17 protein-coding genes are annotated in these 13,825 nt (G+C 58.4%); 2 read left to right on the top strand and 15 right to left on the bottom strand.

What is annotated here, in order from left to right; translation table 11 throughout:
* Nucleotides 1–21: 21 nt before the first annotated feature.
* Nucleotides 22–549, bottom strand: a complete 528-nt coding sequence (locus IDM46_RS00240; protein ID WP_185116149.1) for a hypothetical protein — start codon at nucleotides 547–549, stop codon at nucleotides 22–24.
* A 1,080-nt stretch (nucleotides 550–1,629) separates the two neighbouring features.
* Between IDM46_RS00240 and IDM46_RS00235 the strand changes: the two genes are divergently transcribed.
* Nucleotides 1,630–2,583, top strand: a complete 954-nt coding sequence (locus tag IDM46_RS00235; protein WP_185116154.1) for an IS30 family transposase — start codon at nucleotides 1,630–1,632, stop codon at nucleotides 2,581–2,583.
* Between the two features lie 36 nt (nucleotides 2,584–2,619).
* Here IDM46_RS00235 and IDM46_RS00230 read toward each other — a convergent pair whose 3' ends face one another.
* The 7 genes from IDM46_RS00230 to IDM46_RS00195 form a co-directional block, all read right to left on the bottom strand.
* On the bottom strand, nucleotides 2,620–3,087 hold the full coding sequence (locus IDM46_RS00230; RefSeq protein WP_185116147.1) for a hypothetical protein: 468 nt from the start codon (nucleotides 3,085–3,087) through the stop codon (nucleotides 2,620–2,622).
* Between the two features lie 107 nt (nucleotides 3,088–3,194).
* A complete protein-coding gene (locus IDM46_RS00225) occupies nucleotides 3,195–3,380 on the bottom strand; it encodes a hypothetical protein (protein ID WP_185116146.1) in 186 nt (61 codons plus the stop codon).
* 953 nt (nucleotides 3,381–4,333) lie between these two features.
* Nucleotides 4,334–4,672, bottom strand: a complete 339-nt coding sequence (locus tag IDM46_RS00220; protein WP_185116148.1) for a DUF488 domain-containing protein — start codon at nucleotides 4,670–4,672, stop codon at nucleotides 4,334–4,336.
* A gap of 41 nt (nucleotides 4,673–4,713) precedes the next feature.
* Nucleotides 4,714–5,130: a hypothetical protein gene (locus tag IDM46_RS00215; RefSeq protein WP_185116145.1), complete on the bottom strand. Its 417-nt coding sequence runs from the start codon at nucleotides 5,128–5,130 to the stop codon at nucleotides 4,714–4,716.
* Between the two features lie 109 nt (nucleotides 5,131–5,239).
* Nucleotides 5,240–5,734, bottom strand: a complete 495-nt coding sequence (locus IDM46_RS00210; protein WP_185116144.1) for a hypothetical protein — start codon at nucleotides 5,732–5,734, stop codon at nucleotides 5,240–5,242.
* Nucleotides 5,735–6,248: 514 nt separating this feature from the next.
* Nucleotides 6,249–6,695 (bottom strand): hypothetical protein, encoded by a 447-nt coding sequence (locus tag IDM46_RS00200; RefSeq protein WP_185116142.1) that lies wholly within the window; start codon nucleotides 6,693–6,695, stop codon nucleotides 6,249–6,251.
* Between the two features lie 68 nt (nucleotides 6,696–6,763).
* Complete coding sequence (locus IDM46_RS00195; RefSeq protein ID WP_185116141.1) at nucleotides 6,764–7,387, bottom strand: hypothetical protein; 624 nt, start codon at nucleotides 7,385–7,387, stop codon at nucleotides 6,764–6,766.
* 170 nt (nucleotides 7,388–7,557) lie between these two features.
* On the opposite strand from IDM46_RS00195, the gene IDM46_RS00190 reads away from it, so the two are divergent.
* Nucleotides 7,558–8,511 carry an IS30 family transposase gene (locus IDM46_RS00190; RefSeq protein WP_185116154.1) on the top strand — a complete coding sequence of 318 codons (954 nt, stop codon included), beginning with the start codon at nucleotides 7,558–7,560 and terminating at the stop codon, nucleotides 8,509–8,511.
* Here the strand turns inward: IDM46_RS00190 and IDM46_RS00185 are convergent, their stop codons facing one another.
* The 7 genes from IDM46_RS00185 to IDM46_RS00155 form a co-directional block, all read right to left on the bottom strand.
* Nucleotides 8,512–8,874: an Imm50 family immunity protein gene (locus IDM46_RS00185; RefSeq protein WP_185116122.1), complete on the bottom strand. Its 363-nt coding sequence runs from the start codon at nucleotides 8,872–8,874 to the stop codon at nucleotides 8,512–8,514.
* A 109-nt stretch (nucleotides 8,875–8,983) separates the two neighbouring features.
* Complete coding sequence (locus IDM46_RS00180) at nucleotides 8,984–9,304, bottom strand: hypothetical protein (RefSeq protein ID WP_182825446.1); 321 nt, start codon at nucleotides 9,302–9,304, stop codon at nucleotides 8,984–8,986.
* Nucleotides 9,305–10,037: 733 nt separating this feature from the next.
* A complete protein-coding gene (locus tag IDM46_RS00175) occupies nucleotides 10,038–10,550 on the bottom strand; it encodes a hypothetical protein (RefSeq protein ID WP_185116123.1) in 513 nt (170 codons plus the stop codon).
* A gap of 72 nt (nucleotides 10,551–10,622) precedes the next feature.
* On the bottom strand, nucleotides 10,623–10,994 hold the full coding sequence (locus tag IDM46_RS00170; RefSeq protein WP_185116124.1) for a hypothetical protein: 372 nt from the start codon (nucleotides 10,992–10,994) through the stop codon (nucleotides 10,623–10,625).
* A 128-nt stretch (nucleotides 10,995–11,122) separates the two neighbouring features.
* Nucleotides 11,123–11,605 (bottom strand): hypothetical protein, encoded by a 483-nt coding sequence (locus IDM46_RS00165; protein ID WP_185116125.1) that lies wholly within the window; start codon nucleotides 11,603–11,605, stop codon nucleotides 11,123–11,125.
* Between the two features lie 21 nt (nucleotides 11,606–11,626).
* Nucleotides 11,627–12,091 (bottom strand): hypothetical protein, encoded by a 465-nt coding sequence (locus tag IDM46_RS00160; protein ID WP_185116126.1) that lies wholly within the window; start codon nucleotides 12,089–12,091, stop codon nucleotides 11,627–11,629.
* Nucleotides 12,092–12,691: 600 nt separating this feature from the next.
* Nucleotides 12,692–13,039: a hypothetical protein gene (locus IDM46_RS00155; protein WP_185116127.1), complete on the bottom strand. Its 348-nt coding sequence runs from the start codon at nucleotides 13,037–13,039 to the stop codon at nucleotides 12,692–12,694.
* Nucleotides 13,040–13,825 lie beyond the last annotated feature (786 nt).

The following is a 13,825-nucleotide window of genomic DNA, read 5'->3' as shown; positions in this document are numbered from 1 at the left end:
GGCATCGGGTTGAATGAATTGTTAGGCGGCAAACTTTCGAATAAAGCTATGAACATTGACGCCTTTCGACTTGTCGAACAGAACTTCTTCGCCGCCGATTAGGTTTCTCGCGATTTGGAGAGCCGCTTCATTTTTTTCGTCATCCACAACAGCTTCTACAACAAAGCCATTCTCCGAATGCTTGGACATGCCTCCAACAAATTCGGCTAGCGATTTGGTCGCTATTGCGGTACCAAATCCCTCACCTCTGTACTGAGCTAGGACTGCGCAATCAATTTGCCAGATTGGAATACCCTGCTGTGCGCGGGACAGGCAGAACGCAGATCTGGCTATCAATTGGTTTTGAACAGAAGAACTAAACATTAGGTAGGTGATCCTCAGTCCACCATCAGGTTCATCAGCATGCACGTAAATATCTGGGTAGATGCGCCCTTGCTCTAACTGGATGGCATTTTTCGCTATTGCATCAGCCACCAGCCGCAATCCGTTTTCTGACATTTCCGAGCCACTTGGTGGCTTGGCTTTCGTTCTGCTAAAGATTCCGAACATTGCGTTCTCCCATGAAATTCGATGGCCGCCTAACGCCTGAATTAAGCCGCGCCGCGAAGCGGTGTCGGCTTGAATGAATTGTTAGGTGCCACCCAGCGACCGGCGATGATGCCGGAAGCCGCGCCACCCGCAGCACCCAGGGAGGCAATGGCGAAAGGGTCTCCGAATGCTCCGAAAGTGCCGAGCTGCTCATACTGGAAAAGCAGCATCACACCGTAGCCGAGTGCAGCGCCAGTGACCATGCGGATCCACCATCTTTGACGCACGCGAGGAAAGGCCCATAGCGCCGACGCCAGCGCGCCCGCAGCTGCGGCTGGGAGGAAACCAGCGACATAGGACGCGCCCAAGATCAACGCGAGCGAGCCAGATGCTTCAAGCACCCCGCCTGGATCGGATGTGGCGTCAGCGAGCAGAAGCACGAGCACGAGCCCGCCGATGGGTGGCCCTACCACCGCAAACGTGAGAGCGACTCGCCAGTTCCAGAGGCTCAGAATTCTCAAGTGGCACCTAACGCCTAAGTTAAGCCGAAACGCGTAGTGGAGCGAAGCACATGGCAAGCTGTATCTGCCATGTGCTTTGCGGAACGAAGCGGTTTCGGCTTGAACGCATTGTTAGGCGCGCAACCGAGACTAGCGAAGTGCGGTTTTGCAGACACAGCATGACTCCGGATTGAAGAGCGGGACATCAGGCTCCGGAAATGCTCCGCAGCTTGGGCAGCGATAGGCTCTGGCACCGAAGAACACAAAGGCCGCAGCTCCAACCACAAGACCAAATGGGAAGAACCATGGCTGAGAGTTGAGCGCACACAGCAGCGCGCCAATAAGAAGCAAGCCAGGAACCGCAGCCCCAAACCAGAGCCCCTTGCGGCGAGACCGCTGAAACTCCTGCTTGAAGTGCTGAGGATCTGCCATAAGCGCCTAACGCCAGAGTTAAGCCGTGCCGCGAAGCGGCATCGGCTTGAACGAATTGTTAGGCGGCAGAAATTGCCAGACTAAGTGCGACAAATCCAGCGCCCCGAAAAGGAGAGGTGAGCTGGCAGACTGGAAGGGACTCTTATCCGGCAAGAAAGGAGCCCCAACCGTGAAGTACTGCCAGCTCACCAGAGACGAACGATACCTGATCTCCAAGCTCCGCAAGACCAGGCACAGCGTGGCCGAGATTGCCCTGATCCTGGGCCGTCACCGAAGCACGATCTATCGCGAGATCAAGCGCAACCTGACGCCCTGTCCCAAGGGCGGACACTACTGCTACAGCAAAGCCCAGGAGCGTCGGAACGGTCGGCTCCGACGCAGCCGCCGCGGTCCGCACCACGCTCCGATGCAGTACGCCCGAGTCGAGGCGCTGCTGATGCAGCAATGGAGCCCCGAGCAGATTGCCGGCGTGCTTCGGCAGGGCGAGTTTGCGATCAGCTTCCAGTCGATCTACCGCCACGTGCGGCGTGACTGGCGTGCAGGCGGCACGCTGTATCTAGAGCTGCGCCGCCGCTATAAGCGGCGCAAGCGGCACTACGGCCTGGAGCGCCGCGGAAGGCTGCAAGGCAAGCGCATGATCGAGGAGCGGCCAGTCGAAATTGAGGCGCGGCTCGAGGTCGGCCACTGGGAAATCGACACGGTCATGGGGGCGTCCTGGGAGAAGTCCTGCATCGTGACCATGGTCGAACGTGCCACGGGCTACCTGATGATCGGCAAGCTACCCAACCGCACCACCAAGGCATTGAATCGCCGTGTCATCGAGATGATCAAAGCAGCGCCGCTGCCGTGTATCACGATCACCTCGGATAACGGCACCGAGTTCCATGGCTATGCGGAGATCGAGGCCGCGACCGGAACGACGTTCTACTTCGCGCGCCCTCACCACCCGTGGCAGCGTGGCACCAACGAGAACACCAACGGGCTGATCCGCCAGTACCTGCAGAAGGGCAAGAGCATGGCGAAGCTGACCCAGAAACAGTGCGATGCAATCGCTCACAAACTCAATACCAGACCGAGGAAGCGCTACGACTATGAAACGCCCGAACAGAGAATCCGCGCTTGATCAGGACTGTCGCACTTGGTGGTTGAATTCACCCGGCTACCTTGCAACGCATACGCCGTGCTGTGCTCCTGCCTGCTTCAGGCAGAAGCCTTTGGTGCCACATTGATGATCCCACTGGCACGATTGAGCCATGGGCGCGGGTTGCCTCGCTTGTTGGACGGGTTGCTGGAGGCTTGGATTGCAGTTGCCACCGGCTAGCGCACAACCCAGTACCGCTCCGAACTGCCCCGCAGCTTGGTTTACCTGTGCTTGCTGCTGCATTTGGATGGCCGCCAAGTCCGCATAAGGCATGGATGCGCCAAGTCGCGCCAAGTTCTGCTGGGCAACGGGCAATCCATAGCGAGCCGCCATGGTGTAGTGAGTAATGGCCGCTTCCAGATTCTGCACGCCACCAATTCGAGCTTGCTCGTACATAACTCCAAGATTATTCCAGCACGCAGCATTACCAGCATTTGCGCAGTCAAGAAAAATGTAGTAAGCCGTAAGGTTCTGATTTACGGCCATGTGATCTAGACCTTTCTGGGCCGGGTCAGATGCACAACTTGACAGAAGAAGCAGTGACGCAAAGATTGCTAGCCATATACGATTCATATCCCCTCCCAATCGGTCTATCACGAGAGCCAACCACAGATCCGTTGCCATTTATCTCCGCTGCAATTGAAGCTGAGCAATTCTGATCGTTCGCGCTGCAGCCAGCTATAGAAATCAAACTTCTCCTGCCATGTGGCAGGCTGCGTGCTCTGGCGCCGCGCCCGCCATACGGCAAGAATCTGTCGCTTTGCTTCGTCGATATTCAAGGAAGCTCCCTCGCCGCCTAACGCCTAAGTTAAGCCGCGCCGAAGGCGTCGGCTTGAATGATTAGTTAGGCCTCAGCTTACACCGGGCATGCGATCCGAACAGCTTCCACGCGTCCGGCATTAACTGACAGCTCTATCCAACAGTCTGTGGTTGTTGCGTACTGCGCCAGGAAGCGGGAACTGCCTTGATTGGTAATGCTTGGACGACCGAGCGCCTTCGGAATCTTATCGAAGGGCATGCCGGGACAAACGCCGGAGCGAGTGCAGTGTTGAGCGCGTTCGCTAGAGATCTCACCGACACCTTCCTGCGGATCAATAAGGACTGTTAGTCCGGCAGACTCCAGCTTTATCGTAAGGTAGTTGTCAGGGTGTTCGGTTCGCACTACTTGGCCAAGTGCACTCGCCGCAGCGGCCTCCGAGTCTCCGATAGAAATTCCGCCCAGCGAAAGTTCAGTGCTGGACACGCGGGGATCTGCATCGACCGCGCATGATGCCGCGAAGAGAATAAATAGAGGTGCGGAGGAAAGAGCTTTCATGAGGCCTAACACCAGAGTTAAGCCGTGCCGCGAAGCGGCATCGGCTTGAACGACTCGTTAGGCCGCCGTCCCCTGGCACCTGCGCCCGACGTGCTGCAGCCCAACTCCTGAGGCGAACAGTACAACAAGCGCCGTGCCTGGTGCTGCCGAAACGCACCATGCGCGCGGCCAAGAACTCTCACCGCGCACAGCCCGAAGCCGACCCGGCAGGTCGAATCTTGCGAAGAGTCGCGCCTGGCCAAAGCCGAGGCGCTGCAGGGCTCACTGCCGATGCCTGCATCGCGCGTGCGAGGTGCAAACGTTGCGGATGAGCGAGGCGCTACAGGTTGCCTGGAACCGGGCAACAACAGTGCGGGAAACAAGGCCTAACACCAGAATTAAGCCGCGCCGCGAAGCGGCGTCGGCTTGAATGAATTGTTAGGTGCCGCGCTCCAGGAGCTGTTTGAGCACCACTGCCTCATTGTGCAGCTGATCCTTGGCCGCGTACACAAGAGTGAGATCTCCTTGGCGGGCAAGCGCTTGAAGCTCAGACCATGCTGGATTGATCTTCAACTCGGCGCGATACCGCTTCTTGAACTCAGACCATTTTTCCGGGTCATGCCCAAACCATTGGCGAAGCTCGGTCGATGGCGCGACCTCTTTGAGCCAGAGATCGACCTTGGCTTTTACCTTGGCTAGTCCTCGCGGCCAGAGACGATCTACAAGAATCCTTTCACCATCGTTCTTGGCCGGAGGTTCGTACGCTCGCTTCAACATGACGTTCACGACGCACCCCCATGCGGGACCTAACACCTGAATTAAGCCGACCCGCGAAGCGGGTTCGGCTTGAATGAATTGTTAGCACTCATGAGCCCGACAATGCCAGGCCAAAGCCGCCTGAGGCGAAAAGGCACGACAAACATGAGAACCAGCGGGACTAGAAGGACGGCGTAACCCGCGTACTCCGCTGCACCAACAACGAAATTGCCTAGCGTGACATGGCCATTAGCCGCCCACTCAGGCGCCAATTGATCAGCCGCAAGCGACAACGGTGCCAGCAAGAGCATCAAAAGCACGCCGATGCCATAGGTCAGCACAGCAGAGGCGATGGCGAATTTGATGGGATTTGGAAGATGACAGAGCCGCGCAACTGCGAACGCGGCGAGGCATGGCAAGAGCCACGCGGCCATTGACCCGATCAGTATTCCCCAAAAGAGCACGTAGTCTTCCGCCATGAGTGCTAACACCTAAGTTAAGCCGCGCCGCAGCGGGGCGTGAAGCACATGGCAAGCTGTACCTGTCATGTGGTTTGCGCCCCGATGCGGTGTCGGCTTGAACGCATTGTTAGGCCTCAGCTGCATACGCCTCTGGGCCGACGAAGTACGAACGATTGCGACGAACCAGCAACGCAAGAGCAACGTACACGAGAACAGCAAGCCCAGCCGCGAGCCAAAGAGCGGAAGGCTTGAAGATCATGTCCATGGCCTCTCGCCGCACCGGCAAGCCCCGAAGCTCGCGGCCGATCTCGTAGGCCTCGCGAACACCCTGGATGTCCCGGACCGCCAGTAGGGTTGTGACCAAGTTCTGAGCTATGCCTGCCGCCAAGGCACCAAGCAAAACTCCATAGCCGACTAGCTGCGGCCGAAACAAGTAAAAGACCGCGGCTGCGTTGAACAGGAACACGACAACAGCCAGGGTGAAGTATGCCCAAGCGGCACCGACACTTGCGAAGATGTAATAGTCCGCGGTGGTGCTGAAGCGAGCAAGGCCATCGAGGTCTTTGCCCGTGGCCCAAAGGAACCAGACGATTAGCAGAATGATTGAACGCGGTCGCCGCACGAAACTTCCCCCTGAGGCCTAACACCTGAGTTAAGCCGAACCGCGAAGCGGTTTCGGCTTGAACGAATTGTTAGGCGACACTCCCGCGACGGTAGCCGCCGTGCATGTGAAGCTGCCGCTGAGCCCGATGCAGGACTCTAGCGTAACCATCATTGGGTCTCCGGGCGTAACAGTGAGGCGGTCCAGAACGTTCTCTGAGGCGAGGGCGCCCAGGTCGAGCTCACGGACGCCGGAAAATGACAAAGACACCTCGGCGCTCTTGCTGGCAGAAGCATCGATGTACAAGAGGACGAGAGAAACAGTGCCCTCGGCCGAGAAGCCAAATGACAGCACTCGAGCATCAGCGAACTCCGGCCAGTAGCCGAAGACCGATGTGACTGTTTCAGATCCCGTGATCATTACAGTGCCGCCTAACACCTAAGTTAAGCCGAGACGCGTAGTGGAGCAAAGCACATGGCAAGCTGTATCTGCCATGTGCTTTGCGTAACGAAGCGGCTTCGGCTTGAACGCATTGTTAGGCCGCGCCGCCCGACAGCCTGCCCCAAGACTGCCGAAGGCCCACAAAGTGGACGATGCCGATCAACAGGCAGATTGAAGAGCTTACTACCCAGAACGTCATGCTGTTTCCGGGGAAGTGCGCCATGACCGGCACGAATGCGACGCCCCGCAGAATGTAGATGGCCGTGATTGCGGAGAGGGCAGTACGCAGCAACGGCAGCTTGAGAATCAAGTCGGCGCCGGACAGAGCGTAAGCACTCCAAGCGGCAAGAATGCCGGAAATGCCCAGGGTGACGACGGTAGGATACCAGTGGCCGGCCAAGTGCAGCTGTGCCATCTGCTCTCCGGCGCCCAAGAGCCGAAAGAGCGGTGCGCCTACTACCAGACACGCCAAATGCATCAGCGCTGCGATCCCGCTAAGGGCGGCGCCGACTACCAGAAGCTTGTTGGTTGGACTGGCCATGTAGCTCCCCAGCGGCCTAACACCTGAGTTAAGCCGCGCCGCGAAGCGGCGTCGGCTTGAATGAATTGTTAGGCATCGCACAGCGGACGCAGCAGAGCCAGAGCTTGTGAATGCTTGTCCGATACGAGGCCCACGCCGGGATGGTAGCGGAACCCAGAATGGTCACGGCTTGCAGCCTCAAGGGCAGGTCTAGCCTCGGCGCGAGCATCGGCGAGGTTCCCTTGGGCAGAGAGGATGATTGCTTTTGTTGCATGAAACACAAAGTGATCCACGGCAAACATGAGGTTCTCAGCGGCTCTGGAAAGTAGGGCCATTGCCTGATCGTAGCGATGAGCTGCGCCCCGTAGGGCTATTTGATATGGCAGCTCCAAGTACGCGCCGGTGCGCAAATTTGGGAACTCCGCCTCGCGATTTAGAGCTGCCTCGTAAGACATGAATGCATCTTCTACGCGGCCAAGAGTTAAGTAGGCCGCCGCACGATCAACATGAGCTTGAGCATGGTCAAAGTCTTCACCAAGTGCAAAGTACCGATCAAGCAGATCTAAGGCTACCTGCGGATTAGCTTGCGTGAGGGAGGAGGCCTGAATCCGAAGATACTGGCTTTTGCGACGAGCGCGCCGCAGCTTTTCCTCAAAGAGAGATGCGATATCGGCATCCCAGCTCTTGTTCCGGAACCAGCGATCATCTGTCATGCGATGCCTAACACCAGAATTAAGCCGTGCCGCGAAGCGGCATCGGCTTGAATGAATTGTTAGGCGCCAGAAATTGCCAGACTAAGTGCGACAAATCCAGCGCCCCGAAAAGGAGAGGTGAGCTGGCAGACTGGAAGGGACTCTTATCCGGCAAGAAAGGAGCCCCAACCGTGAAGTACTGCCAGCTCACCAGAGACGAACGATACCTGATCTCCAAGCTCCGCAAGACCAGGCACAGCGTGGCCGAGATTGCCCTGATCCTGGGCCGTCACCGAAGCACGATCTATCGCGAGATCAAGCGCAACCTGACGCCCTGTCCCAAGGGCGGACACTACTGCTACAGCAAAGCCCAGGAGCGTCGGAACGGTCGGCTCCGACGCAGCCGCCGCGGTCCGCACCACGCTCCGATGCAGTACGCCCGAGTCGAGGCGCTGCTGATGCAGCAATGGAGCCCCGAGCAGATTGCCGGCGTGCTTCGGCAGGGCGAGTTTGCGATCAGCTTCCAGTCGATCTACCGCCACGTGCGGCGTGACTGGCGTGCAGGCGGCACGCTGTATCTAGAGCTGCGCCGCCGCTATAAGCGGCGCAAGCGGCACTACGGCCTGGAGCGCCGCGGAAGGCTGCAAGGCAAGCGCATGATCGAGGAGCGGCCAGTCGAAATTGAGGCGCGGCTCGAGGTCGGCCACTGGGAAATCGACACGGTCATGGGGGCGTCCTGGGAGAAGTCCTGCATCGTGACCATGGTCGAACGTGCCACGGGCTACCTGATGATCGGCAAGCTACCCAACCGCACCACCAAGGCATTGAATCGCCGTGTCATCGAGATGATCAAAGCAGCGCCGCTGCCGTGTATCACGATCACCTCGGATAACGGCACCGAGTTCCATGGCTATGCGGAGATCGAGGCCGCGACCGGAACGACGTTCTACTTCGCGCGCCCTCACCACCCGTGGCAGCGTGGCACCAACGAGAACACCAACGGGCTGATCCGCCAGTACCTGCAGAAGGGCAAGAGCATGGCGAAGCTGACCCAGAAACAGTGCGATGCAATCGCTCACAAACTCAATACCAGACCGAGGAAGCGCTACGACTATGAAACGCCCGAACAGAGAATCCGCGCTTGATCAGGACTGTCGCACTTGGTGGTTGAATTCACCCGCCACCCCGGTGACCTCGGCGCCCGTACAAGTGAAGCTACCACCTAGGCCATAACACGGCTCTAGATTCACGCGCATAGGCGCTCCGTCTGAGATGGTTAGGCTATCCAGCACGTTCTCTGAAAGAAGCTCGCTCAACGCTAGCTCTTGCACACCAGTGAAACGCAGGCCTACGACCGCAGCCTTCTGCATTTCCGCATCAATGTACGAAATATCCAGACGAATGGTCCCAGGCGGCTCATATGCGATGAGCGCAACTTTGGCATCCGCGAACTGCGGCCAGTAACCGAAGATCGAGATCACATTTTCAGATTGCGAGATCATGTCCATGGCGCCTAACACCTAAGTTAAGCCGAGACGCGTAGTGGAGCAAAGCGCATGGCAAGCTGTACCTGCCATGTGCTTTGCGTAACGAAGCGGCTTCGGCTTGAACGCATTGTTAGGCGCGCCCCGCCGGTGTGCCAAGCGCGAACTCCTTAACGCCAGCCGCAGCGAGCTGTGCCCGGGCCTCCGGATCCTCCGCAACCACGCGGCGAAGCGTGTGAAATACGTAGGTGCGGCACAGACCTGGCCAAGCGACAAGCATGTAGAGAGCCCCGGCAACCAGCCAGTCCGGGCGGGTCAGCGGCTTCCAGCCGCTGAAGTGTGCGACGGCGGTGTAGGCCAAGACACCCAACAGAACCCAGCGGAACCACGCCCAGAAGCGGGTGCCCCACAGTACGTTCTTGAAGTGGCGAATTTCCGAGTCTGTCAGTTTCACTTCACGCCTCCTTGCGGTGCAGTAGTGCGCCTAACACCTAAGTTAAGCCGACCCGCGCAGTGGAGTGGACCAGGTGGCAAGCTTTACCTGCCGCCTGGGCCGCGTAACGAAGCGGGTTCGGCTTGAACGCATTGTTAGGCCTCATGAGACACCAGTGGGCTTAACGAACGCAACCCGCCACTGTCCATTGCGGTACTCCAGGTCAAACCGCATCGAAGAGCCAGACAGGCCGTGAACATAGCTTGATCCGTTTAGCTCAGCCGCCACAGCGCCGTACTTCTTGAATTCGCGAAGTTCATGCAACTGGGCGCGCTTTCCAGTCTCGCGGTGGACGCCTCCTGGAGCGTTGATTGCGTATGCGCACTCCGATGCTGGCACCACCTCGCGGCCGCCAACAAGCAAGGCCGCAAGAACGCTACTAGGAGGGTCATGCCCGTCGATCAGGAGACAATTTGCATATGCGCGACTGTATGTGGCTGGCGGAACCATTCGCTCAAAAGCCGCGATTGCCGCGTCTATCGGCACCGCCGTTGAGCCGCCACTCGGGATCTCGTCGGCCGGGGCGCATCCGGCAAAGACCGCTAACAACGAGAGTATGGCAACAAGCCGGTGAGTCATTGGGATGAGGCCTAACACCTAAGTTAAGCCGACCCGCGTAGTGGAGCGGAACACATGGCAAGCTCTTTCTGCCATGTGGGCCGCGTAACGAAGCGGGTTCGGCTTGAACGCATTGTTAGGCCTCACTGCGACCGAACTCACTCTGCCACACCTTGAGGACCTTCCGGACCTCCTTGCGGTCGGCACAATGTAGCCGACCAAAAGAGTCGTTTAGACCTAAATGAGTTGGTGAATGGGAGAAGATGAGCTCTTTATCCCACGGAAAGATCAGATCGATCTTCTCTCCCACCTCAAGAACGGCTGGAAGCTTTGCCGAGAGTGGGTTGTAGAAGTCATGCATCCAAACACCTTGAGTTTGCTTGCGGCGCAGCCTAAGAAGCAGGGATCTGCGTTTGAACCAGATGATGTTTAGGTTGACCTTACCAGGGCCAAAGTTGACGGCAGAGATTATGAACTTTTCTTGTGGATCACGACGAGTGCCGAAGACGAACGATCGGCTTGCCGTCACACGAACACGCGGTTTGAGAATGATGTCGCGATAGATGTTCCAGCCGAGCGAAAAGGCCGCGACGACGAGTGACAATAAACTGATGCCAAGTGGTAGGTAAGCGAGCAGGTGGTCTGACATGAGGCCTAACGCCTGAATTAAGCCGCGCCGCGAAGCGGCGTCGGCTTGAATGAATTGTTAGGTGCCGCCCCGCTAAGGCACGTACACCGCGTGAACGCTGACAATGTCTGATTGAGCCACGTGGGCGTGCATGACCAGATCACTGCGGCCTTCCTCGTGGGTCCAAAGGTCTACAAGTACATCCCAATGATGGCCAGACCAGATACAGACTGACGAGCCCCAGGTTTCTTCGGGGAGCGAGACAAGAGTAGCGCCGTAGTCAGCGAGATACTCGCGCACTTGCGAGGCAGTTGAAGCAGACGTGGGCTCGACGCCGGCCAAGCCCTGCAAAGTGAAGTCCCCTGCCGCGAAGGCATTTGCCGCGACTGCGAGCGCCGGCCGCCATTTGAGGGGAACAGCTTGCTGCTCGTCGGACGGTGCAACTTCTTCACTGGAATCACTCACGTTGCGGGTAGCTCCGTGCGGCACCTAACGCCTAAGTTAAGCCGAGACGCGTAGTGGAGCGAAGCACATGGCAAGCTGTACCTGCCATGTGCTTTGCGGAACGAAGCGGCTTCGGCTTGAACGCATTGTTAGGCCTGCGGCTCACGGATACCTACCTGGTGAAGAAATGTCGCAAGTTGCTCAGCTTTGACCTTGCGTCCAATGCCGTACAGATGCTCCCGGCCGTCTTTCGTGCGAAAGGTGAAGATTCGGTGCTCCATCCCGCCTATGCGAGTAGTACCGACAATGGCGGATTGTACCTGCGCGAAAGGAGTGACCTCCCGACCAACTACGATACGGTCCGCTGCTACGAGAACGCTGTTGGGGATGCGTGAGAACAGCCACATACCCGGATAGGAGATCAGCAGCGCCGGTGTAACTGCGAACAGCGCGACCAGCGCAAGGTCTCGACTACTAGTTGGTGGGTCCGCAGCGACGAGTGCAAGGGCCAACAACCCCGCCAAGACGATGACAAGAAGGAGTCTGTTTCCGGGTGCAGCAGCGCGAGCACGCGCCTTAGCAAAGGCGAACGGCTCAGTCCAGTAGAAACGTTGGTCGCGCGACATTTTCACCAAGCAGGCCTAACGCCTGAATTAAGCCGCGCCGCGAAGCGGCGTCGGCTTGAATGAATTGTTAGCCGATGGTTCGGGCGGTGGCGGCGGTGGATCTCCCTTGTCGTGAGTGCCGACGACCTTAACTCTTAGGGGAGAGATGCTGCCTTTGCGGCCGCCGCCATCTTTGTTAAACACGCCGACTAGAACAACTTCTTTGTTGTGATACAGCGCTGGACCAAGTTCCGAAAGAACGCCGTCCTGGAGAGATGGTTCAAGCACTAGGCAGTTGCCGTCAGATGCTGAGTCAATATCGCGAAGGGACTCACAGATGAAATGCGCTTCGAAGCGTAAGACAGAAAAACCGTGGATCTGAACGATCGCGTTATTGTAGAACCGTGAGCCATCGCGAATCTCGGAAATTCTAGAGTGCTCTGGATAAACCAGCACGCCCGCGCCGCAGCCGCATAGGATGAATACCACAAGGTAGAGCAGGATCTTTCGCATCGGCTAACGCCTGAGTTAAGCCGCGCCGCGTAGTGGAGCGAACCACATGGCAAGCTGTACCTGCCATGTGGTTCGCGTAACGAAGCGGTGTCGGCTTGAACGAATTGTTAGGCCGCTGCTGGCCGGAGCCTTGAAGCCCTGCCCCCAGACACCCACAGCCCAACCCCTAGCCGGAACACTACAACACCTTGCTGGGGCTGGCCGGGCGCCACGCCTGGCCAAGACGTCGGCGCTTCACCGGCGGCGCGCGACCTTCTGAGCTCGGAGCGCCGAGCTCAGAAGGCGGGCGATGGACAAAATTTGTCCAACCGCCGGACTATTTGGGCGGAGTGCGGGGCTATTTGGCCGGAGCGCCGCTCTATTTGGTCGGAGCGCCGGGCTATTCGGCCGGAGCACCGAGCTATTTGGCCGAAGCGCCGCTCAATTTGCTCGGAGCGCCAGGCTATTTGTCCGGCGAACGGGACGAAACGAGTGGACGGCGGGGCAAGTAAGCCGGCGCGCCGAGCCGGTAGTGCCGAATGCCGCGGCACGGAAGCCTCACCAGCGGCCTAACACCAGAATTAAGCCGTGCCGCGAAGCGGCATCGGCTTGAATGATTTGTTAGGTGGCCGGCCGGATAAGCGACTCGTCATCCGGCCAGCGACCATCGTAGGTGTACGACTCTAGGCAGCTAATATAGCCACCCTTGACCCAAAGAATTAGGCCGATCCCTTCTGGAACGTCTGGGTGCGCAGCATGCCCAGAAGGCATGTCCTCAATTTTCCAGCGCGCCTCGTCGAGCTTTGGCGCATCCGGGCTGACCAATAGCTCGGTGTACAGGCCAACTCCGGTGTAGTCGCGGGAGACGCATGTGGCTTGTGCAAGTTGCACAAGCAGGATTTCGCCTTGCGCGTCCGACGCTCCAATCGAGGCGATGGCTTCACGTTCAAACTTGGTGAGTTCTTCCACGGCCGCCTAACACCCAAGTTAAGCCGCGCCGCAGCGGGGCGTGAAGCACATGGCAAGCTGTATCTGCCATGTGGTTTGCGCCCCGATGCGGTGTCGGCTTGAACGCATTGTTAGCCCTCAGCGGCGGCACTACCAACCGTAGGCCCTACGAAGAGCGGGTCTTTAACGCAGCTTTCCGCAGACCCCGAATAAGATCCTGCCTCAACTGCCAATCTGCACATAGCACCCTTGTAGCGGTACTTGCCGTTGCAGGGGCTACGGAACCGAATCTGCAGCTCTCGCTCCAAACAAGCGCTAGCAGCAACGGCGTCTTCCGTACCCGTCTGTGCCAGGCAGTAGCCAGCCCGCCAGTGAGCCAACTCACCTGAGATTGGGCACGACTGAGCTGAGGCATGCGGGCTGCTGCCGAAGATGCACGCTGCTGCCAGCAAGTAACTGAAATGTTTCATTGAGGGCTAACACCAGAGTTAAGCCGAGACGCGCAGTGAAGCGAAGCACATGGCAAGCTCTATCTGCCATGTGGTTTGCGTAACGAAGCGGCTTCGGCTTGAACGACTTGTTAGGCGGCAGCTGGCCCGGATGATGAACTCCCCGACCCGGACGAACCGCAGCCCAACCCCTGAGCGGAACACTACAACACCTTGAGCCATTCTGGCCGGGGCGCTTGATCGCGCCTCAAAGCCGCCTGTGGCAGGCCTGCGTGCTGCTGGGTCGAGCGACTGCTGTCGAAGTTGGGGCTGCCTGGCAGCGCCGAATGCTTGAGGCCACGCTGGTGGTGCGGAGCCC

The sequence above is a fragment of the Luteimonas sp. MC1825 genome, from assembly GCF_014764385.1.
In the GTDB taxonomy this organism is placed as follows: domain Bacteria; phylum Pseudomonadota; class Gammaproteobacteria; order Xanthomonadales; family Xanthomonadaceae; genus Luteimonas.
This window is presented reverse-complemented; position numbering and strand designations above follow the sequence as displayed.

Coding starts and splice junctions, on each gene's coding strand:
- IDM46_RS00240 (WP_185116149.1), bottom strand. CDS start 549: ATGTTCGGAATCTTTAGCAGAACGAAAGCCAAGCCACCAAGTGGCTCG.
- IDM46_RS00230 (WP_185116147.1), bottom strand. CDS start 3,087: ATGGCCGTAAATCAGAACCTTACGGCTTACTACATTTTTCTTGACTGC.
- IDM46_RS00220 (WP_185116148.1), bottom strand. CDS start 4,672: ATGTTGAAGCGAGCGTACGAACCTCCGGCCAAGAACGATGGTGAAAGG.
- IDM46_RS00215 (WP_185116145.1), bottom strand. CDS start 5,130: ATGGCGGAAGACTACGTGCTCTTTTGGGGAATACTGATCGGGTCAATG.
- IDM46_RS00200 (WP_185116142.1), bottom strand. CDS start 6,695: ATGGCCAGTCCAACCAACAAGCTTCTGGTAGTCGGCGCCGCCCTTAGC.
- IDM46_RS00195 (WP_185116141.1), bottom strand. CDS start 7,387: ATGACAGATGATCGCTGGTTCCGGAACAAGAGCTGGGATGCCGATATC.
- IDM46_RS00185 (WP_185116122.1), bottom strand. CDS start 8,874: ATGGACATGATCTCGCAATCTGAAAATGTGATCTCGATCTTCGGTTAC.
- IDM46_RS00175 (WP_185116123.1), bottom strand. CDS start 10,550: ATGTCAGACCACCTGCTCGCTTACCTACCACTTGGCATCAGTTTATTG.
- IDM46_RS00160 (WP_185116126.1), bottom strand. CDS start 12,091: ATGCGAAAGATCCTGCTCTACCTTGTGGTATTCATCCTATGCGGCTGC.